A 19,068-nucleotide genomic window follows, 5' to 3' on the forward strand; every position below is an offset into this window, starting at 1 on the left:
CCGCCCATCCCCTACCGTGGTGTGGGTATGCCGAATCCCAGCACCGGGGCCCTGACGTGAGCCCCCTCCGTACGTTGCGACGCTCGTCGCCGGTCGCGCTGCTGGTGGGCATCGCCGCAACCAGCGTCGGTGTCATCTACGGCTATGACCTGTCCAACATCTCGGGGGCGCTGCTGTTCATCAGCACCGACTTCGGGCTGTCCGCGGCCGATCAGGAGATGGTCGCCACGGCGGCGGTGATCGGATCGATCGCCGGCGCAGCCGGCGGCGGCTGGCTGGCCAACACGATCGGACGCAAGAAGTCGATGGTCGCGGTGGCCGCCGGCTACGCGGTCTTCGCGGTGCTGGGCGCGCTGTCGGTGTCGCTGCCGATGTTGCTGGTCGCGCGGCTGCTGCTGGGCGTGACCATCGGGGTGTCGGTGGTGGTCGTTCCGGTTTTCGTCGCCGAGTCGGTACCGGCCTCGGTACGCGGCTCGTTGCTGGTGGCCTACGGCCTGACCTCGGTGGTCGGCATCATCGCCGGCTACGTGATCGCCTACCTGCTGGCCGGCGCACACAACTGGCGGCTGATGCTGGGGCTGGCCGCGGCACCCGCGGTGATCGTGCTGGTGCTGCTGCTGCGGGTGCCGGACAGCGCTCGCTGGTACATGCTGAAGGGCCGGGTCGCCGACGCGCGCGAGACGCTGCGGCGGGTGGAGCCCAAGGCCGATGCCGAAACCGAACTGGCCGAGATCGCCCGCGCCCTGCAGGAAGAGGAGCAGGCACATGTGGGCGTGCTGCGCGAGATGCTGCGGCCGCCCTACCTGCGGGCCACCGTCTTCGTGGTGGTGCTCGGCTTTTTCATCCAGATCACCGGCATCAACGCCATCGTCTACTACAGTCCGCGGCTGTTCGAGAAGATGGGTTTCACCGGTGATTTCGCGCTGTTGTTGTTGCCGGCCCTGGTCCAGGTCGCCGCGCTGGTGGTGATGGCGGTCGCGCTGGTGCTGGTCGACCGGGTGGGGCGGCGGCCGATCCTGTTGGGCGGTATCGCCGCGATGGTGGCGGCCAACCTCGTCCTGATCACGGTGTTCGCTGCCGGTTCGGTGTTCGGCGACGCGCTGCCGCTGGTCAAGTTCGCCGGGGTGCTGCTGTTCACGGTCGGCTACACCTTCGGGTTCGGTTCGCTGGTGTGGGTGTATGCCGGTGAAAGTTTGCCGTCACGGCTGCGGTCGATGGGGTCCAGTGCCATGCTGACCTCAGATCTGGTGGCCAACGCCATCATCGTCGGCGTCTTTCTGACCATGCTCAATTCCCTCGGCGGTGCGGGCACCTTCGCGGTGTTCGGCGTGCTCGCGACGCTCAGCTTCGTCTTCGTCTACCGCTACGCCCCCGAGACCAAGGGCAGGCAGTTGGAGGACATCCGGCACTTCTGGGAGAACGACGGCGTGTGGCCGGTCGTCATGCCGGAGCTGCCGAGCCAGCTCGCGGAGCCGGCGTGACGCTGGTCGCCGCCGCGGCGATCATTCTCAACGGTCAGGTATGCCGACCCGGTTGGTTGCAGACCGCCGAGGGGCGGATCAGCGCGTGCGGACCGGGAGTCCCGCCTGCCGCACCCGATCTGGATTTTCCCGACGCCGTCGTGGTTCCCGGTTTCGTCGACATGCACGTGCACGGCGGCGGCGGTGCGTCCTATGGCGACCGCACCGAGATCGGCCGGGCCGCCGCGTTGCACCGTCGGCACGGCACCACCAGCACGCTGGCCAGCCTGGTCAGTGCCCGGCCCGGCGTGCTGCTCGACGCCGTGCGTGCGCTTGCCGAGGCGACCCGAAGCGGACTCGTCGCCGGCATTCATCTTGAGGGCCCCTGGCTGAGCGTGGCGCGCTGCGGCGCCCATGACCGCGATGCGCTGCGCTGCCCCGACGTCGATGAGATCCGCACGTTGCTCGCTGCCGGCGCCGGCACCATCCGGATGGTCACCCTGGCCCCCGAGCTGCCCGGCAGCGGCGCGGCCATCCGCTGCCTCGTCGAGGCGGGGGTCGTTGTCGCCCTTGGCCATACCGATGCCGACTACGAGCAGACGCGGCAGGCGATCGACGCCGGAGCCACCGTCGGGACCCACCTGTTCAATGCGATGCGGCCGGTGCATCACCGCGAACCGGGGCCGGTGCCGGCGATGCTGGAGGATCCCCGGGTGACCGTCGAGCTGATCGCCGATGGGGTGCACGTCCATCCCGCGCTGATCCGGCAGGTGGTGGACCTGGTGGGTCCGGGCCGGGTGGCGTTGGTGACCGACGCGATGGCCGCAGCCGGGTCCGGCGACGGCCATTATCGGCTCGGTGAGCTGGATGTCGAGGTGGCCGGCGGCGTGGCGCGGGTGCGGGGCACGTCGACGATTGCGGGCAGCACCGCCACCATGGATCGGCTGTTCGCAGCCGCGGTACGGCAACTGGGTTCCTCCGATGGCGCGCTGGCCGCCGCCGCGCTGATGACGTCCGGCACCCCGGCGCGCGCCGTCGGGCTGGAGCGGGTCGGCGACCTGCGCCCCGGGTTCGATGCCAATCTTGTTGTGCTAGACACGGACTTACATCCGGTCGGGGTCATGGCCCGCGGCGACTGGCAACCCGATGGAGGTGCGTGATGGCGTGGTTGGTGCTGGTGGCGTCGGGGATACTCGAGGCGGTATGGGCCACCGCGCTGGGCCGCTCCGACGGCCTGTCCCGCCCGCTTCCGTCCGCGGTGTTCAGCATTGCGCTGGTCGGATCGATGCTCGGGCTGGCCTACGCGATGCGCGACCTGCCCACCGGCACCAGCTACGCGGTGTGGGTCGGCATCGGCGCCGGTCTCACCGTCATCTATGCGATGGCCACCGGCGCCGAACCCGCGACCCTGGCCCGAGGCCTGCTCATCGCCGGGATCATCGGCTGTGTCGCCGGACTCAAAGTGGTCGGGTGAGTCGGGTTGAATAGCAGCCAGCATCCCGCCAGCGAGAGGACGCCATGACCGAGCCGACCGTCACCAACGCCGCCGAGGGACCACGCAAGGCCTACGAAATCCACGTCGACGGCGTTCGTGCCGGGCTGACCGCCTACGTCGACACCGACACCCAGCGGATCTTCTACCACACCGAAATCGGCGAAGAATTCGGCGGACGCGGGCTCGCCAACACGTTGATCGCCGCGGCGCTGGCCGACACCCGCGCCACCGGCAAGCGGATCGTGGCCATCTGCCCGTTCGTGGCCGCCTACGTCGACAAGCACGACGATTTCGACGACATCCTCGACCCGATCACCCCGCAGGCACACGCCGCCGTGCGCGCTGCGCTGGGCTGATCATGACCCGGGTCTACATCGACAAGCAGTCGCCATCTGTCTACCGTGCGTTCAGTGCCGCCGCTGCCGAGGTGCGGGCCCGGGCCGAGGATGCCGGGCTGTCGCGGACAACCATCGAGCTGGTGAATATCCGTGTCTCACAGCTCAATCGGTGCCCGTTCTGCCTGAACCTGCACAGCCAGACCACCCTGGAGAATGGTGAAACCCCGCAGCGGCTCGCGGTCCTTCCCGCCTGGCGGGAGACGACGCTGTTCAGCGATGTGGAGCGCGCGGCACTGGAAATCGCCGAGACGGTCACCCTGGTCGCCGGCGGCCATCTGACCGACGCCGAGTATGCGCGGGTGCGCGAGCACCTCACCGACGATCAGATCTCGCTGTTGATCTGGGCAGCTATCACCATCAACACGTTCAATCGGGTGTCGATCATGAGCGGCCATCCGGTGCGACGGGCACCGGCACCGGACCTCGGCGACAACGAAAGGGTCCCGCGATGACAGACAACATTGATTGGGATGCGGCCTACCGGCAAGAACAAGCACCCCCGTGGAACATCGGGAAACCGCAGCCGGAATTCGCGACGCTGATCGACCAGCCCGGCGCCGTGCGCGACGAGGTGCTCGACGCCGGATGTGGCCACGCCGAACTGGCGCTGACGCTGGCCGCCCGCGGCCACACCGTCGTCGGCATCGACCTGTCCCCCACCGCGATCGCGGCCGCCACCGCTGCCGCCGCCGAGCGCGGCCTCACCACCGCGACGTTCGCCGCGGCCGACATCACCGCGCTGACAGGCTACGACGGCCGGTTCTCCACCATCTTCGACAGCGGGCTGCTGCATGCGCTGCCCGCTGAGCTGCGCGAGAACTACGTGCGCGCCATGTACCGCGCGGCGGCCCCGGGGGCAACATTCCACATTCTGGCGTTCGGGACCGGCGCCTTTCCCGGCCGTTCCGGCCCCGGCCCCACCGAGTTCACCGAAGATGAGCTGCGCGAAGTGGTTTCGACCTGCTGGCAGGTCGACGAAATCCGGCCGGCCCACCTGCATGCCACCGTGTTCGAGCAGCCGCTACCCGGCTTCCTGGTCACCGCACACCGCGCGGAGTGACTTAGGCCTCGTAGTCGATCGTTACGGTGGGGCTGGTCGGATGTGACTGGCAGGTCAGCACGTAGCCGGCGTCAAGTTCGGCCTGCCCGAGTGCGAAGTTCTGGTCCATTTCCACGGTTCCCGCCAGTAGCTTGGCCCGGCAGGTGCCACAGGCGCCGCCCATGCACGAGTAGGGTGCGTCGGCGCGGACCTGAAGAACGCCTTCCAGAATGGAATCACCGGCGACGAGATCGACCGTGGCCTCCTTCCCGGCAAGCCGGAAAGTAACGGCGGCCGGTGCGTACGAACGCTGCGGCTCCGCCGACTTCTGGTACCCGGTGAACAGCTCCAAGTGGATACGTTCCTCGGCGACACCGTGATTGATCAGCATCTCGCGGGCGATGGTGCTCATCCCCAATGGACCGCACAGGAACCATTCGTCGACGCTGTCGGGCCGCAGGCTGGTGGTCAGCCATCGCTGCAGCTTCTCGTCGTCGACGCGCCCGCGTAAGTCCGGGGTGTGCAGCGGGTCACCGGACAGCACGTGCCGGACCTCCAACCGGTCGACGTAGCGGGACTCCAGCCGGTCCAGATCATGCCGGAACATCGTCGACTCCTTGGTGTGGTTGCCGTAGATGAGGGTGAACCGGCTTTCGGTTTCGATCTCCAGCACCGTTTCCAGGATCGACAGCACCGGGGTGATCCCGCTGCCGGCGACCAGCCCGACGTAATGCTTTTGCGCCAGCGGCTGCAGCGGTGTACCGAAGCGTCCGGTGGGAGTCAGCAGCTCCAGCACGTCGCCGGCCTTGAGCTGGTCGGCCACAAACGACGAAAAGGCGCCGCCGGGAATGTGTTTGACGGCGATGCGTAGTTGGGCCCGGGTCGCCGGCGCGCAGATCGAGTAGTTGCGCCGCACACCTTGGCCGCCGAGGTCGGTGCGCACGGTGACGTGTTGGCCGGGTTCGAAGCGGAACTCATCGCGCAACGCCTCCGGTACGGCAAACGTCACCAAGGTGCTGTCGGCGGTGATGGGATCCACCGAGGCGACCGGGATCCGGCGAAAGACGGCGTGCGAGGCGCTGGATCGGGCCGGCATCCGCACCGGAACCAGCCGTCCGAGTTTGCGGTTGAGCTCCTTCCATTCCCGGTACTCCTGCGGGTTGAGCTGCTGACCGAAGACGGTGGCGATCGCGGCTTCCCGTTCCAGGTAGGCCTCTTCATTCCGTCGCCATGTCCGCACATACCGGTAGAACGGCACCGAGGGGTGTAGATGGTGCACCAGATGGTAGTTCTGGGACAGCATCAGCGGGGTGTACAGCCACTCCATCCCGACCCGGGTCCGGGTGGCTTGGTAGCGGTTGCTGCGTTGGGTCGCCGCCAGCCCGTGATGCGGCAACCAGTCGAACCACCACACCAAAAAGACCAGCCCGATGCGTTGCGGGATGAGGAAGACCACCGCCAGCGTCCAGATGTGGCCGGTGGTGATCGCGACGATCAGCCCGACCACGCTCAGCAACAGCATCCCCAATGTCTCCGCGACTTCGGGTTTGGGTCGACTCCGCAACGTGCGGAGGATGAATCCGCCGTAGAGCAGCTCGGGAACCGGCCAGCGCAACGGCATCTGCCACCACCGGGAGTGCGACGCCCAGGCGTCCGGGTCGTTGGCGTCGTCGTTGGAGTGGCGGTGGTGCTCGATGTGCAGGAATGCGTACGTCGGAAATGAAATGATCGGCACCACCAGCAGGAATGCCAACCGTCCGATCAGCCCGTTGACCCACCGGGTGGTGCTGATCGCGTAGTGGATGGCGTCGTGTACCACGGTGAACATCACGAAGGTCACCGCGGCATTGACCATGATGGCGCTCCAGGCCGGCATCCAACCCTGAACGTAGCCCACTGTCGATACCACGAACGCGGTCAGCGCGGTCAGGTAGACCGCGACGGTCGGCACTGCCAACCGGGGTACCGACTCACCGGGATCCGGCAATGCGTGGCGCGCAGCCGGTTCCGCAGGGTGATCTGGCGCTTCGCTGATTGACATTGCGGCCTCCAGTTCGGTTCTCCTCGTGAATCTACGCACTCGGCGCCCGCGCGGATGATGTCTTGAGCGGACGAAGTTTTTGCCTGTCCTCGTCGCGCCGAGCCGATGAATGTCTGGACTTGGTCGCGGCAGGACGCCGTCAACCGTTGCGGCGGCGCATCAGCCGGGAAAGACCCAGTGCACCAACGGCTCCAACGGCGGCCGCAGCCAACGCCTGGCGCGCACTGAGACCGTCGTCCAGCTGGACCCGCGGCGTGATCACGGCCGACCCCGGCACCACGGCCGGCGGCGGGCGCAGATTCTCCGGGGACGTCGCGGCCCACGCGGTGGAGAACAGGATCAAACGTGCCGTGATGTAGGCGAACACCATCAGCCCCAGCACCGGCCCGAACGCTGCCCCTGCCGGCCCGCCCAGGACCGAGCGCAGATAGATCGACGCGACCTGCTTGAACACTTCGAAACCCACCGCCGCGATCAGCCCGGCCCGCATCGAGCTCACGAAGCTGATCGATTCGCGCGGTAGCCGGGCGATCATCCAGGTGAACAACAGCCACGACACCAGCAACGACATCAGCAGCGACGCCGCGCGCAAGATCCCGCCCAGCGCCATGAAGTCGTGCACGCCAATCCACCCCAGCAGCTTGGCCATCAACGACGGATCGCCCAGCGCCGTCAATGCCAGGGTGAGCACGATCGCCAGGAACGCCGACAGCAGCGCGGCCAGATCGGACAGCTTGGTACGCACAAACCCGGGCGGCTCGGCCCGCTGCTCCCACATCTGGCTCAGCGCCTCACGCAGTTTCGCCATCCAACCCAGCCCCGCCCAGCCGGCGACGGCCAACGCGACGATGCCCACCGAGGTGCGCGATTGGATGGCCGAGTCCATCAGGTCGATCAGCTGCTGACCGAACGCGCCGGTGACCGAGGACCTGATCCGGTCCTCGATCTGGTGCAGCAGATCGGGCCGCCGGGACAGCACGAATCCCCCGGCGGCGAAACCCACCATCAGCAACGGGAACATCGCGAAGATGGTGAAGTAGGTGATGCCCGCCGCGTAGAAGTCGCCCTGACAGTCGTTGTAGCGTTCCTGCGCCTGCATCACCCGGTCGAACCAGGGATACCGGGCACGGAGCCGCTCGAGGATTCCTGGTTCTTCCGGTCGGGTCATGACGTGGCGGCCAGGAATCCCAGTCGGTCGTACACCCGCTCGACGGTCTCCGAGGCCACCGCACGGGCCCGCCGCGCCCCGGTGGCCAAGATCGCCTGCAGTTCAGCGGGATCGTCGAGCAGTTCGTCGACCCGGGCCTTGATGGGTGCGACGAACGCGTGTACCGCGTCGGCGGTGTCCCTTTTCAGGTCGCCGTAGCCGCGTCCGGCGTAGCCGTCGACCAGCGCGCCGACCGCGGACCCGGTGACCGCGGCCTGGATCGTGAGCAGATTGGACACCCCGGGTTTGGATTCCGGGTCATAGCGGATCTCCCGCTCGCTGTCGGTGACCGCCGACCGGATCTTCTTGGCGCTGACCGCCGGATCGTCGAGCAGGCTGATCAGCCCGGCGTCGCTGGCCGCCGACTTGCTCATCTTGGCGGTCGGGTCCTGCAGGTCGTAGATCTTGGCGGTGACCTTCGGGATCATCAGATCGGGCACGACGAAGGTGTCCGGGTAGCGCGCGTTGAAGCGCTGGGCGACGTCGCGCGCCAACTCCAGGTGCTGGCGCTGATCCTCCCCGACCGGCACCAGCTGGGTGTCGTAGGCCAGCACGTCGGCGGCCTGCAGCACCGGGTAGGTGAACAGACCGACCGTGGTGGCGTCGGCGCCCTGCTTCTGCGACTTGTCCTTGAACTGCGTCATCCGCGACGCCTGACCGAACCCGGTAAAACAGCCCAGCACCCAGGCGAGTTCGGTGTGGGCGGGCACGTGGCTCTGCACGAAAATGGTGCTGCGGGCCGGGTCGATCCCCAGCGCCAGGTACTGGGCGGCCGTCACCAAAGTGCGCTGCCGCAGCGTGGCCGGGTCCTGCGGGACGGTGATCGCGTGCAGGTCGACGACGCAGAAGAACGCCTCGTGGTCGTCCTGCAGCCCGACCCACTGGGTGACCGCGCCCAGCGCGTTGCCGAGGTGCAGTGAGTCAGAGGTGGGCTGGACGCCGGAGAAGACACGGGTGCTCATGATCCGTCGATCTTGTCACGGCCGTACTCGACGGTCACCGGTGCGTGGTCCGACCAGCGCAGCGCGTAGGCCGCCGCACGTTCCACTCGCGCCGCGCCGGCCCGCGCGGCCAGCCGGGTGTTGGCCAGCTGGTAGTCGATGCGCCAGCCGGCGTCGTTGTCGAATGCTTTGCCCCGCCACGACCACCAGGAGTACGGCCCCGCCACCCCCGGGTGCTGTTCGCGCACCACGTCGACCCAGCCGTCGGCCAGCAGGTCGGACAGCCATTGCCGCTCGCTGGGCAAGAAGCCGGACTTCTTGAGGTTGCCCTTCCAGTTCTTGATGTCGTGCTCGGTGTGGGCGATGTTCCAGTCCCCGCACACCACCGCGTCGCGGTGCTCGCGGGACAGCACCGCCATGCGGGCGGCCAGCGCCGCCATGAAGCGCTCCTTCTCCAGCTGGTGCGCGGTTTCGGCCTCCCCGGTGTGGACGTACACGCTGGCCACCGTCAGCGGGGTGGCCGTGTCCGGCATGTCCAGGTCGACCTCCAGGTAGCGACCGTGCCGCGCGAACTCCACGTCACCGTCCAACCCGGTGCGCACCGCGGTGAACGGCCGACGGCTCAGCACCGCAACACCGTTGCGGCCCTTCAGGTGCGCATCGGCCGAGGCCAGGTGCCAGCCGGTGGCCAGCGCGGGCGCCAACGCGGTGGTCAGCTGGTCATCGTCGGCGCGGGTTTCCTGCAGGCAAACCACGTCCGCGGCGGTCTGGTCCAGCCAGACCAGCAGGCCGAGGTTGTCGTCGGAGCGTTGCTTGACCGCTGCGCGGATGCCGTTGACGTTGACGGTGCTGATGATCACGGGTCACGACATTAACCAGTGTCGTGATCCCAGCTGCTGGGCAGCATCGGCACCGCCGCGCCGCGCCCGGCCACCGTGGTCAACCCGGTCGGTCCGTCGCCCGGGCGTGACACGGCGCCGGCGAAACCGAGCGCACCGGCGTCGGAGTCCGACGGCTCGAGGTCCATGTATTCGTAGCCCCGGCCGAGTTGGGTGGCCTTGACCCGCCGGCGGCGCCGGGCTGCGGGCTGCTCCTCGGCGGGCACCGGTGCCGCCGGGGCCTCGGCGCTGTCGGGCTCGGGGGCCTTGCGGGAGCGGGCGCTGCTGGCCGCTGGACGCCGGGCACCGGCGGGCAGCGCGCCGGCCAGGTAGGCCAGACCCTGCATGGTTGCCGACGGCGGGCCGGCGGGCGTGGGGGGCGGGGCTCCGGGCGCCGGCGGTGCAGGTGTCGCCGCGGGAGCCGGGGCCGGAGCGGGCGCGGGCGCCGGCGCCGGTGTGGGAACCGGGGGCGGGGCCGGGCTCAGCGCCATAAACGGCGGCGGGCTCGGGATGAGCACCGGCGGGACGGGTTGCAGTCCCGCCAGCCCGGCCAGGCCCGCGAGGCCGGTCAGCATCACCGGGGCCGCCGCCAACGGCACCAGCGGGATGGTCAGCAGCGGCAGGAAGGCCGGCAGCAGGATCAGCGTCTCCTCGAGCAGGGTCTTCAGCAGCGCGATGGTGTCGGTGATGATCGTGCCGATGGCCTCGATGGTGGTGAACAACAACGTGTAGGCGATCGCTGCGGGGTTGCCGGACGAAAACGCCAAGGTGAGGTCCGCGCTGATGAACGCAAAGGTCTGCGACAGGAACGCGGCGTAGGTGCCGAAGTCCATCGGATAGCCCAGCGCGAACGCGATGTTGAACGGGTCGAGGAACGAAATCGGGTTTCCGACCCACGGCAGATACGGGTCGATCCCGTTGAGCAGCGACTGCAGGTAGGGATTCGCCATCAGCTGGTTGATCATCGGCTGCAGGTAGTTGTTGTAGAAGTCGGTGTAGCCGATCTGCTGTAACCACTGCTGGATGTCGCCCTGCTGATCCGGCGGTAGAGCTGGACCGTCGTCGGCGGCGGCGTTGGCCGTGAGGATCGTCGGTGCGGCCGTGCTCTGCGGCGCGCCGGCCACCGCCGCGGAAGCCACCGCCTGGTAGGTGCTCATCACGGTGGCGGCCTGCACCCACATCCGCGCGTAGTCGGCCTCGTTCAGGGCGATCGGGATGGTGTTGAGGCCGAAGAAGTTGGTCGCCAACAACAGCCCGTGTACGGCATGGTTCGCGGCCAATTCGCCCAGCGTGGGCATGGTCGCCACGGCGGCGGTGTAGGCGGCGGCCGTGGTTTGCTGTCCGGCGGCCATCGCGGCCGCGTTGAGACTTTCCTGCGACAGCCACGCCAGGTACGGCGCGTGGGCGGCCGCGTAGGTTTGCGCGCTGGGTCCTTCCCAGGCCCCGGCCGTGACCGCCCCCAGCAGCGCGGTCAGCTCACCGGCCGTCTCTTCGTACTGGGTGCTCAGCACGCTCCAGGCGCCCGCGGCCGCCAGCATCGGACCCGCTCCGGGACCACTGGACAGCAGGGTCGAATGCACCTCGGGAGGGCTGGCCATCCAGATGGGCGCGGTCATCGACGTTCGTCGGCTCTCTCGGGGTGCACCGCCCCGGGTCGCAGGATGCGATGACGCCAGTGTCCTGGCTCTCGGATCACAGCTCGCCTCGCCTTCCAACTCCGCAAAGAGCCGTGGCGGTTGAGGGTCGCTCCCCGATGACAGTGGCGGGACCGCGCCGGATTCACACCGGCTTCCTGCAACGTCATCGCCTTACCTGCGGAATTATTGCACCAGGCCTCGTCTGCCACGATCAATGGGCGAAATCCACTGACCGGAAAGCGATGCGCATGCCGACCTCATCCGCCCAGGGCGGTCGCACCCGGACCGACCTGTGCCCGGGTGCGCTACGGCCCTGGCCTGCCGGGGACGGACTGCTGGTCCGGCTGCGGCTGGTGGGGGGACGGCTGCCCGTCGCGTCGTTGACCCGGCTCCTGGCGGTCAGCGACGAGTTCGGCGACGGGCGACTGCACCTGACCAAACGCGCCAACCTGCAACTGCGCGGGCTGCCCGGGCGCGACCGCCAGCTGGATCCGGCGGTGCTGTCCGCTCTCGAGGCGACCGGGTTGTTGCCGTCGCGCACCCACGAACTGGTCCGCAACATCCTGGTTTCCCCGCAGAGCGGATACGGCGGCGGGCGGGCCGATCTGCGCCCGGTAGCCCAACGGCTGGATGTGCTGCTGTGCGGCGATCCGCGATTCGCCGGGCTGCCGGGCCGCTTCCTGTTCACCCTCGACGACGGGCGGGGTGATCTGCTCGACCGGCTGACGGCACCCCGGGGCACCGATCTGGGCCTGGTTGCGCTCAGCGAGACCGAGGCCCAACTCCGCATCGGTCAGCAGTGGGGCAAGGTAGTGCGCGTGGAAGACTCCCCCGGCCACCTTGCCGCGCTGGCGCAGGCGTTCCTCGCCGCCCGCGGGAACGGGGTGGATGCGCCCTGGCACATCCGGGAGTTGACCGCGCCGCTGGTGCCTGCCGGCACCGCCGATCCGCGGCTACCCGCCCCGGGCGGCCCGCTGCACTACGGTGCGGTGCCCGGCGGCATCCATCAGGAGATCCCCGGCGGGGTGCTGACCGCCGACCTCGCACGCGCGTTGGCCGAGACCGGCGGCACCTCCGACCTGGTCGTGACGCCGTGGCACGGCATCCTGATCCCCCGAACACAGGAGACGATTGCGTGACCGGCCCAGCTGGGCGCCCGACCCGGCGCTACCCGTACATCGATGACGGCCCGGCGATCTACGTCGAATCGTTCGCGACGATCCGGCGCGAGTCCGACCTGTCGCACCTCCCCCCGGCGGCCGAAGGGCTCGCGGTGCGGATGATCCACGGGGCCGGTCAGACCGACGTGGCCGGTGACCTGGTGATCCACCCCGACGCCGTTCCGGCCGGGCGCGCCGCACTGGCCGCCGGCGCACCGATCCTGTGCGACACCCGGATGGTGGCGGTCGGGGTGACCGCGGGCCGGCTGCCGGCCGGCAACGAGGTGTTGTGCTATCTGCGCGATGACCGGGTTGCGGCGCTGGCCGCCGACTGGGGAACGACCCGTTCGGCGGCGGCGGTCTCGCTGTGGGAGCCGGTACTGGCCGGTGCCGTCGTCGCGATCGGCAATGCGCCGACCGCGCTGTTTCACCTGCTGGAGCTGATCCTGGACGGCGGTCCGCGGCCGGCGGTGATCGTCGGCTGCCCGGTGGGTTTCATCGGCGCCGCCGAATCCAAGGATGCCCTGGCGGCCCTGCACGCCGACCACGGCATCGATATCCCGTTCATCACGGTCCGGGGCCGACGCGGCGGCTCGGCGATCACCTCCTCGGCGCTGAATGCGCTGGCGTCGGACGCCGAATGAGCGGACGGTTCTACGGGGTGGGGCTGGGCCCCGGCGATCCCGAACTGATCACCCGCAAGGCCGCGCGGATCATCGGCGCTGCCGACGTGGTGGCCTATCACGCCGGGGTCAACAAGGCGTCCTACGCCCGGACCATCGCCGCTGACCTCATCGCCGACGACGTGATCGAGGAAGAGTTGCGCTACCCGGTGACCACCGGGGTCACCGACCATCCCGGCGGGTATGCCGGGGCGCTCGCCGATTTCTACGAGGCCTCCGCGGCACGGCTGGCCGCCCACCTGACCGCGGGACGCACCGTGGCACTGCTGACCGAGGGCGACCCGCTGTTCTACGGCTCGTTCATGTACATGCACGACCGGCTCGCCAGCCGCTTCGACACCGAGATCATCCCCGGCGTACCGGCATTCAGCGCCGCCACCGCCGCGCTCGGCGCGCCGCTGGTGCGCCAGACCGACGTGCTGACCGTGCTGCCCGGCACCCTGCCCGAGCACGAACTCGCGGCGCGACTGGCCGACACCGACGGCGCCATCATCATGAAGCTCGGCCGTACCTTCCCCGCCGTGCGGCGCGCCCTGTCCGCCGCCGGACGCCTCGAGCACGCCCGCTACGTCGAGCGCGCCAGCCATCCCGAGCAGCGCTGGCTGCCGGTCACCGACGTTGATGAGACGACGGTGCCGTATCTGTCGCTGATCGTCGTCGACGGCGACTCCCGCAATGGGCGGCGCTCACGCACCCCGGCCGACCAGGTCGCCGTCGCCGTCGAGTCGGCTCCCGCCGCCGAATTGCTGGTCGTCGGGCTGGGCCCGGGACCCGACGGCTGGCTCACCAGCGAGGCGACCGACGCGCTGGCCGAGGTCGACCATGTGGTGGGCTATCGCCCCTACGTCGCGCGGGTCCCACAACGTGAGGGGCTGCGGCGGCACTCGTCGGGCAACACCGTCGAGCTGGACCGGGCCCGCTTCGCGCTGGATCTGGCGGCACGCGGTGAGAAGGTGGCGGTGGTCTCCGGCGGGGACGCTGGGGTGTTCGGCATGGCGGCCGCGGTGTTCGAGGCCTTGGATGACGGTGAGCGGTATCGCGATGTTGCGGTGCGGGTGCTGCCCGGAGTCTCCGCCGTGCAGGCGGTGGCCGCGCGTGCCGGCGCTCCGATCGGGGCCGATTTCGCGGTGCTGAGCCTGTCCGACCGGCTCAAGCCGTGGGCGGTGATCGAAGCCCGCCTGCGGGCGATCGCCGACGCCGACCTGGTGCTGGCGATCTACAACCCGGCATCGCGTGCCCGGCCCGACCAGATCGCAATCGCACGCAAAGTGCTGCTGGAACACCGCTTTCCGCAGACCGTGGTGGTCATCGGCCGCGACATCGGCCGGGCCGACGAGTCGCTGACCGTGACCACCCTGGGCGAGTTGGACACCGACGCGATCGACATGAAATGCCTGCTGCTGGTGGGGGCGTCGTCGACGAGGGTGACGCCGTCGGGCCGGGTGTGGACGCCACGGTGGGTGCGATGAGGACGCCGGTCGAGTTCGTCGGCGCCGGTCCGGGCGCTGCGGACCTGCTGACGGTGCGTGCCGCCCGACTGCTGGCCGACGCCGAGGTGGTGCTGTACCCGGGCAGCTACCTGGATCCGGATGTGCTCGAAGTTTGTTCTGGTGCGGCCGAACTCGTCGACACCCAGGATCTGGACCTGGACGCCATCGTGGAACGGCTGGTGCGGGCCCATGAGTCCGGGAACCGGGTGGTGCGGCTGGTGTCCGGAGATCCGTCGCTCTACAGCGCGGTGTTCGAGCAGACCCGTCGGCTCGACGCGGCGGGGGTGGCGTGGCACGTCACTCCGGGTGTGGCGGCCTACGCCGCCGCCGCCGCGGTCCTGGGCCGTGAGCTGACCGTGCCGCTGGTGGCGCAGTCGGTGGTGCTCACCCGCACCCAGGCCCGCTCCACGGCAATGCCGGCCGGTGAATCACTGGCCGCGTTCGCGGCCACCGGCGCCACCCTGGTGCTGCACCTGGCCATCACCCGCACTCGGGAGTTGATGGCCCAGTTGGCCCCCGAGTACGGGCCGCAGTGCCCGGTGGCCGTCGTCTACCGGGCGTCGCAACCCGACGAGTTGGTGCTGCGCGGCACCCTCGCCGACATCGCCGGGCAGGTTGAGGCGGCGGGCCTGCGTCAAGCCGCCGTGATCCTGGTCGGAAGGGCACTCACCGAAGGCCACGATTCGTGCGCCGGGGAGAGTCACCTCTACGATCCGGGCCGGGACCGATCACGGCAGCGTTAGCGCCCACTGTGTGACGGTGCGCGCCGGTGTCCACCCGGTGAAAGTACCGAGCGGGGCAACGTGTTCGGCGTGGATGCGCGTCAGCTCGCCGCCGTGCTCGCGGAACCCGGCGGCCAGCAGCGCCTCGGTCTCCAGGGTGACCGCGTGTGCGACCAGTCGGCCGCCGGGCCGCAGCGCGGCCAGGCAGTCGGCCAGTACCCCGGGCCGGCTCAGACCGCCGCCGATGAAGACCGCATCCGGTGCCGGCAGACCCGCCAGCGCCGCCGGCGCGGAACCGTGGACCACGGTGAGTGCCGGTACGCCGAGGTTGCGTGCGTTGGCTGAAATACGTTGGGCCCTGGCCTCGTCTGCTTCGACGGCGACGGTGCGACAGGCCGAGTGGGCGCGCATCCACTCGATGCCGACCGACCCGGCACCGGCACCGACGTCCCACAGCAACTGCCCGGGCACCGGCACCAGCCGGGCCAGGGCGATTGCCCGCAGATCGCGTTTGGTCAGCTGCCCGTCGTGCTCGTACGCCTGATCGGGTAAGCCGGGCACCCATCCGCAGCCGTGCCGCATCGGGCCGACCAGGTCCAGCGCGACGATGTTCAGCCGCGGAACCGGGCCTGCGAAACCCGCCGCGGTGCTCTCCCGCACCGATTCGGACTGCCCGCCCAGGTCACCCAGTACCAGCATCCGGCTGTCGCCGAAGCCGCGATCGACCAGCAGCGCGGCCAACTGGGCCGGCGTGGTCTCGTCGGCGGACAGCACCAGCAGCCGCCGGCCCGGTGCCAGTTCACGCAACACCGTGTGCACGTCGCGGCCGACGACGCTGATCACCGCGGTGGACTCCGCCGACCAGCCCAGCCGGGCCCGGGCCAACGCCACCGAGGACACCGCCGGCAACACCGTCACCCGGCCCGCGCCCAACAGCCCGACCAGGGTGGTGCCGACGCCGCTGAGCATCGGGTCTCCCGACGCGAGCGCGACCACCTTCCGGCCGGCCAGCCCCTCCAGCAGCCCCGGCAGACCGGCGCTCAGCGGCGACGGCCACGGCTGACGGTGCTGGCCTGCCACAACGGGCAGCAACTCCAGCTGGCGTGGCGCGCCGAGCACCACGTCGGCGTCCCGCACCACCGCGCGCACCGGTTCGGTGAGGCCGATCCAGCCGTCGGCGCCGATACCCACAACGGTGAGGCGATCGGGTGCAGGCACGGTGCTAGGGTAGCGGCGCGAGGTGCCAGGGAAGTCGGTGCGACTCCGACGCAGGCCCGCTACGGTGTTCCGCGGCGCATCCGACGGATGCTTCTCGGTCAGTCCGATTACCGGCTTCGCGTTACTCACGAGCGGAGCCTCACGTATGCAACAGCTTTACCCGTTCCCCGCCGTCGTCGGCGCGGACCCGGACGCGCCGGGCGGCCTGGACGACATGGCGCTGGCGCTGGTGCTCAGCACGATCTCGCCCACCATCGGCGGGGTACTGATCCGCGGCGAGAAGGGCACCGCCAAGTCGACGCTGGTGCGGGGCCTGGCCCAGGTACTGCCGCCGATCCAGGTGGTGGCCGGCGACCGGTTCTCGTCGGATCCCGCCGATCCCGATCCGCTCTCCCCCGACGGACCGTTCGGCGCCGACGCCGCCGTCGAAACGCGGCCGGTGCGGCTGGTGGAACTGCCGGTCGGCGCCACCGAGGACCGGGTCGTCGGCTCGATCCAGCTGGAACAGGCGCTCAGCGCCGGTGTCGTCGCATTCGAACCCGGGCTGCTCGCCAGGGCACACCGGGGCATCCTCTACGTCGACGAGGTGAACCTGCTGGCCGACCACCTGGTGGATCTGCTGCTCGATGCGGCCGCGATGGGGCAGCTCACCGTCGAGCGCGACGCGGTGTCGGTCACCCACGCCGCCCGCTTCGTCATCGTCGGGACGATGAACCCGGAGGAGGGTGAGCTGCGTCCGCAGCTGCTGGACCGGTTCGGCCTGACGGTGGAAGTCACCGCGCCACGCGATCCGGGGTTGCGCGCCGACGCGGTGCGCCGGCGGCTGGCGTTCGACGCCGACCCGGTGGCGTTCCGTAGCCGCTACGCCGAGGCCGAGAACCGTTTGCGCGCCCGGATTCTCGATGCTCAGGCGCTGCTGGCGCGGGTGCGGCTGGCCGACGACCTACTGCTCAAGATCGGCGAGGTGTGCGCGGCGTTCGACGTCGACGGGTTGCGCGCCGATATCGTCACCGCCCGCACCGCGGTGGCACACGCGGCGTGGCAGGGCCGCGACGAGGTGGCCGTTGACGACATACGGGTAGCTGCCCGGTTGGCATTGCCGCATCGGCGTCGGCGCAATCCGTTCGACGCGCCCGGACTGGACGAGGCGCAGCTCGAGGAGCTGCTCCCGCCCGAAGAGCCGGATCCGGAACCCGAACCCGACGGGCCCGGACCTGAGGGCGGCAGCGCGCCGGATCGAGGCGAGCCATCTTCGCCCGGCCAAGGCGGAACGAGCACGATAAGCGCCGATTCCCCGTACCGAGCACGGCTTTTCACTGTCAACGGCGTCGGGGACGGCCAGGCCGGGCGGCGCAGCCGCGCCCGCACCAGCATCGGGCGCCGCACCGGTGCCGCCCCGCTGCACGCGGCGGGCACCGGCCTGCATCTGTTCGAGACGGTTCGCGCCGCCGCACCGCACCAGGTTGCCCGCGGCCGCGCCGGCGGCCGTCTCCTGCTGGCGGCAACCGATCTGCGGCGCGCGACCCGCGAGGGCCGGGAAGCCAACCTGGTGCTGTTCGTCGTCGACACCTCCGGCTCGATGGCCGCCGCCGAGCGGATGCGTCACGTCAAGACCGCGATCGCCTCGCTGCTGCTCGATGCCTACCGGCGCCGCGACCGGGTCGCCGTGGTCACGTTCCGCGACACCGGCGCCCAGGTGCTGCTGCCGCCGACCGGGTCGGTGGAGATCGCGGCGGTGCGGCTCGATCAGGTGCCGGCCGGTGGCCGTACTCCGCTGGCCGAGGGTCTGGCCGAGGCCGGCGAAGTGATCCGGCGCGAGAAGCTCCGCGATCCGGCGCGTCGCCCGCTGCTGGTGGTACTCACCGACGGCCGGGCCACGGCCGGCGCCGATCCCGTCGAACGGTCCCGACAAGCCGCGGATCACCTGGCCGCACAACGTGTTTCCGCGGTCGTCGTCGACTGCGAGAACGGCAGGATGCGATTGGGACTGGCCCGCGCGCTCGCCGATCATCTACGGGCCGAATACATTCCGCTGCCTCAGGTGAGCGCCGAGGCACTGACCGACATCGTGAGAGGAGCCGCCTGATGCCGCAGGGGCAGCCGCTGACGGTGCCCGACGATCGGTTGACCACCCGGCAGCGTCGCAACCGGCCGCTGCTGGTGGTGCACACCGGGGACGGCAAGGGGAAATCCACCGCGGCCTTCGGATTGGCATTGCGTGGCTGGAATCAGGGATTCCGCATCGGCGTCTTCCAGTTCGTCAAGTCCGCCAAGTGGCGCGTCGGTGAGCAGACCGTGCTGGAGCGGCTCGGCACCTTGCACGACGAAACCGGTGAGGGTGGGACGGTCGAGTGGCACAAGATGGGTTCTGGCTGGTCGTGGAGCCGCAAGACCGGCAGCACCGAGGATCATGCGGGCGATGCCTTGGCGGGCTGGAACGAGATCAAACGCCGCCTTGCCGCCCAGGCTCACGACCTGTATGTGCTCGACGAGTTCACCTACCCGATCGACTGGGGCTGGGTGGACATCGACGACGTGGTGCAGACCCTGGTGAACCGGCCGGGTCACCAGCATGTCGTGGTCACCGGCCGGCGCGCTCACCCGCGACTGGTCGAGATCGCCGACCTGGTCACCGAGATGGCGAAGGTCAAACACCCGATGGACGCCGGCCAGAAGGGCCAGCGCGGTATTGAGTGGTA

18 protein-coding genes and 2 riboswitches are annotated in these 19,068 nt (G+C 69.8%); of the genes, 12 read left to right on the forward strand and 6 right to left on the reverse strand.

The annotated features are described in order from the left end of the window. Nucleotides 1–56 precede the first annotated feature (56 nt). The 6 genes from AC5Y36_RS16965 to AC5Y36_RS16990 are packed head-to-tail and all read left to right on the forward strand — an operon-like array spanning nucleotide 57 to nucleotide 4,413. A complete protein-coding gene (locus tag AC5Y36_RS16965; protein WP_500042095.1) occupies nucleotides 57–1,481 on the forward strand; it encodes a sugar porter family MFS transporter in 1,425 nt (474 codons plus the stop codon). Beyond that, nucleotides 1,478–2,620: an N-acetylglucosamine-6-phosphate deacetylase gene (nagA, locus tag AC5Y36_RS16970; protein ID WP_500042096.1), complete on the forward strand. Its 1,143-nt coding sequence runs from the start codon at nucleotides 1,478–1,480 to the stop codon at nucleotides 2,618–2,620. The genes AC5Y36_RS16965 and nagA overlap by 4 nt, the downstream gene beginning before the upstream one ends. Continuing rightward, nucleotides 2,620–2,934: a DMT family transporter gene (locus AC5Y36_RS16975; RefSeq protein ID WP_500042097.1), complete on the forward strand. Its 315-nt coding sequence runs from the start codon at nucleotides 2,620–2,622 to the stop codon at nucleotides 2,932–2,934. Before nagA ends, AC5Y36_RS16975 begins: the two co-directional genes overlap by 1 nt. Nucleotides 2,935–2,978: 44 nt before the next feature. After that, the gene (locus AC5Y36_RS16980; RefSeq protein WP_500042098.1) at nucleotides 2,979–3,311 is read left to right on the forward strand and encodes a GNAT family N-acetyltransferase; all 333 of its coding nucleotides are present in this window, start codon (nucleotides 2,979–2,981) and stop codon (nucleotides 3,309–3,311) included. A gap of 2 nt (nucleotides 3,312–3,313) precedes the next feature. Next, complete coding sequence (locus AC5Y36_RS16985) at nucleotides 3,314–3,805, forward strand: carboxymuconolactone decarboxylase family protein (protein ID WP_500042099.1); 492 nt, start codon at nucleotides 3,314–3,316, stop codon at nucleotides 3,803–3,805. Then, nucleotides 3,802–4,413: a class I SAM-dependent methyltransferase gene (locus AC5Y36_RS16990; RefSeq protein WP_500042100.1), complete on the forward strand. Its 612-nt coding sequence runs from the start codon at nucleotides 3,802–3,804 to the stop codon at nucleotides 4,411–4,413. Before AC5Y36_RS16985 ends, AC5Y36_RS16990 begins: the two co-directional genes overlap by 4 nt. Nucleotide 4,414: 1 nt before the next feature. Here the strand turns inward: AC5Y36_RS16990 and AC5Y36_RS16995 are convergent, their stop codons facing one another. From AC5Y36_RS16995 to AC5Y36_RS17015, 5 genes are all read right to left on the reverse strand, one after another. Further along, nucleotides 4,415–6,433: a fatty acid desaturase gene (locus tag AC5Y36_RS16995; protein WP_500042101.1), complete on the reverse strand. Its 2,019-nt coding sequence runs from the start codon at nucleotides 6,431–6,433 to the stop codon at nucleotides 4,415–4,417. 139 nt (nucleotides 6,434–6,572) lie between these two features. After that, nucleotides 6,573–7,601 carry an inner membrane protein YhjD gene (gene yhjD, locus AC5Y36_RS17000; RefSeq protein ID WP_500042102.1) on the reverse strand — a complete coding sequence of 343 codons (1,029 nt, stop codon included), beginning with the start codon at nucleotides 7,599–7,601 and terminating at the stop codon, nucleotides 6,573–6,575. Next, nucleotides 7,598–8,602 carry a tryptophan--tRNA ligase gene (gene trpS / locus AC5Y36_RS17005; RefSeq protein ID WP_500042103.1) on the reverse strand — a complete coding sequence of 335 codons (1,005 nt, stop codon included), beginning with the start codon at nucleotides 8,600–8,602 and terminating at the stop codon, nucleotides 7,598–7,600. Before trpS ends, yhjD begins: the two co-directional genes overlap by 4 nt. Continuing rightward, on the reverse strand, nucleotides 8,599–9,441 hold the full coding sequence (locus tag AC5Y36_RS17010; RefSeq protein ID WP_500042104.1) for an exodeoxyribonuclease III: 843 nt from the start codon (nucleotides 9,439–9,441) through the stop codon (nucleotides 8,599–8,601). Before AC5Y36_RS17010 ends, trpS begins: the two co-directional genes overlap by 4 nt. Nucleotides 9,442–9,452: 11 nt before the next feature. Then, nucleotides 9,453–11,075 (reverse strand): PPE domain-containing protein, encoded by a 1,623-nt coding sequence (locus tag AC5Y36_RS17015; protein ID WP_500042105.1) that lies wholly within the window; start codon nucleotides 11,073–11,075, stop codon nucleotides 9,453–9,455. A 37-nt stretch (nucleotides 11,076–11,112) separates the two neighbouring features. Beyond that, nucleotides 11,113–11,277: riboswitch (cobalamin riboswitch) on the reverse strand. Nucleotides 11,278–11,344: 67 nt separating this feature from the next. Between AC5Y36_RS17015 and AC5Y36_RS17020 the strand changes: the two genes are divergently transcribed. From AC5Y36_RS17020 to cobM, 4 genes are read left to right on the forward strand one after another with little or no spacing between them, the layout of a single operon-like run. Then, nucleotides 11,345–12,235: a ferredoxin-like domain-containing protein gene (locus AC5Y36_RS17020; protein WP_500042106.1), complete on the forward strand. Its 891-nt coding sequence runs from the start codon at nucleotides 11,345–11,347 to the stop codon at nucleotides 12,233–12,235. Further along, entirely contained in the window at nucleotides 12,232–12,900 is a 669-nt protein-coding gene (locus AC5Y36_RS17025) for a precorrin-8X methylmutase (protein ID WP_500042107.1), read from the forward strand. The genes AC5Y36_RS17020 and AC5Y36_RS17025 overlap by 4 nt, the downstream gene beginning before the upstream one ends. Then, nucleotides 12,897–14,408 (forward strand): precorrin-2 C(20)-methyltransferase, encoded by a 1,512-nt coding sequence (locus tag AC5Y36_RS17030; protein WP_500042108.1) that lies wholly within the window; start codon nucleotides 12,897–12,899, stop codon nucleotides 14,406–14,408. Before AC5Y36_RS17025 ends, AC5Y36_RS17030 begins: the two co-directional genes overlap by 4 nt. Next, entirely contained in the window at nucleotides 14,405–15,172 is a 768-nt protein-coding gene (cobM, locus tag AC5Y36_RS17035) for a precorrin-4 C(11)-methyltransferase (RefSeq protein WP_500042109.1), read from the forward strand. Before AC5Y36_RS17030 ends, cobM begins: the two co-directional genes overlap by 4 nt. Here the strand turns inward: cobM and cbiE are convergent. Further along, nucleotides 15,158–16,369: a precorrin-6y C5,15-methyltransferase (decarboxylating) subunit CbiE gene (gene cbiE, locus AC5Y36_RS17040; protein WP_500042110.1), complete on the reverse strand. Its 1,212-nt coding sequence runs from the start codon at nucleotides 16,367–16,369 to the stop codon at nucleotides 15,158–15,160. The two genes, cobM and cbiE, sit on opposite strands and share 15 nt — an antisense overlap. Before the next feature lie 3 nt (nucleotides 16,370–16,372). Beyond that, a riboswitch (cobalamin riboswitch) is annotated at nucleotides 16,373–16,502 on the forward strand. 12 nt (nucleotides 16,503–16,514) lie between these two features. On the opposite strand from cbiE, the gene AC5Y36_RS17045 reads away from it, so the two are divergent. Further along, nucleotides 16,515–18,455, forward strand: a complete 1,941-nt coding sequence (locus AC5Y36_RS17045) for a magnesium chelatase subunit D family protein (RefSeq protein WP_500042111.1) — start codon at nucleotides 16,515–16,517, stop codon at nucleotides 18,453–18,455. Further along, nucleotides 18,455–19,068, forward strand: a 614-nt coding sequence (gene cobO, locus AC5Y36_RS17050; RefSeq protein ID WP_500042112.1) for a cob(I)yrinic acid a,c-diamide adenosyltransferase, incomplete at its 3' end; no start/stop codon positions are given. The genes AC5Y36_RS17045 and cobO, both read left to right, overlap by 1 nt.

This window comes from Mycobacterium sp. NGS50, from assembly GCF_059812545.1.

Bases quoted from the DNA above. Each gene is read 5' to 3' on its own strand.
- cobM (WP_500042109.1), top strand. From the start codon at position 14,405: ATGAGGACGCCGGTCGAGTTCGTCGGCGCCGGTCCGGGCGCTGCGGAC.
- AC5Y36_RS16980 (WP_500042098.1), top strand. From the start codon at position 2,979: ATGACCGAGCCGACCGTCACCAACGCCGCCGAGGGACCACGCAAGGCC.
- AC5Y36_RS17030 (WP_500042108.1), top strand. From the start codon at position 12,897: ATGAGCGGACGGTTCTACGGGGTGGGGCTGGGCCCCGGCGATCCCGAA.
- AC5Y36_RS16995 (WP_500042101.1), bottom strand. From the start codon at position 6,433: ATGTCAATCAGCGAAGCGCCAGATCACCCTGCGGAACCGGCTGCGCGC.
- AC5Y36_RS16975 (WP_500042097.1), top strand. From the start codon at position 2,620: ATGGCGTGGTTGGTGCTGGTGGCGTCGGGGATACTCGAGGCGGTATGG.
- AC5Y36_RS17015 (WP_500042105.1), bottom strand. From the start codon at position 11,075: ATGACCGCGCCCATCTGGATGGCCAGCCCTCCCGAGGTGCATTCGACC.
- yhjD (WP_500042102.1), bottom strand. From the start codon at position 7,601: ATGACCCGACCGGAAGAACCAGGAATCCTCGAGCGGCTCCGTGCCCGG.
- AC5Y36_RS16985 (WP_500042099.1), top strand. From the start codon at position 3,314: ATGACCCGGGTCTACATCGACAAGCAGTCGCCATCTGTCTACCGTGCG.
- AC5Y36_RS16990 (WP_500042100.1), top strand. From the start codon at position 3,802: ATGACAGACAACATTGATTGGGATGCGGCCTACCGGCAAGAACAAGCA.
- AC5Y36_RS17045 (WP_500042111.1), top strand. From the start codon at position 16,515: ATGCAACAGCTTTACCCGTTCCCCGCCGTCGTCGGCGCGGACCCGGAC.
- AC5Y36_RS17020 (WP_500042106.1), top strand. From the start codon at position 11,345: ATGCCGACCTCATCCGCCCAGGGCGGTCGCACCCGGACCGACCTGTGC.
- trpS (WP_500042103.1), bottom strand. From the start codon at position 8,602: ATGAGCACCCGTGTCTTCTCCGGCGTCCAGCCCACCTCTGACTCACTG.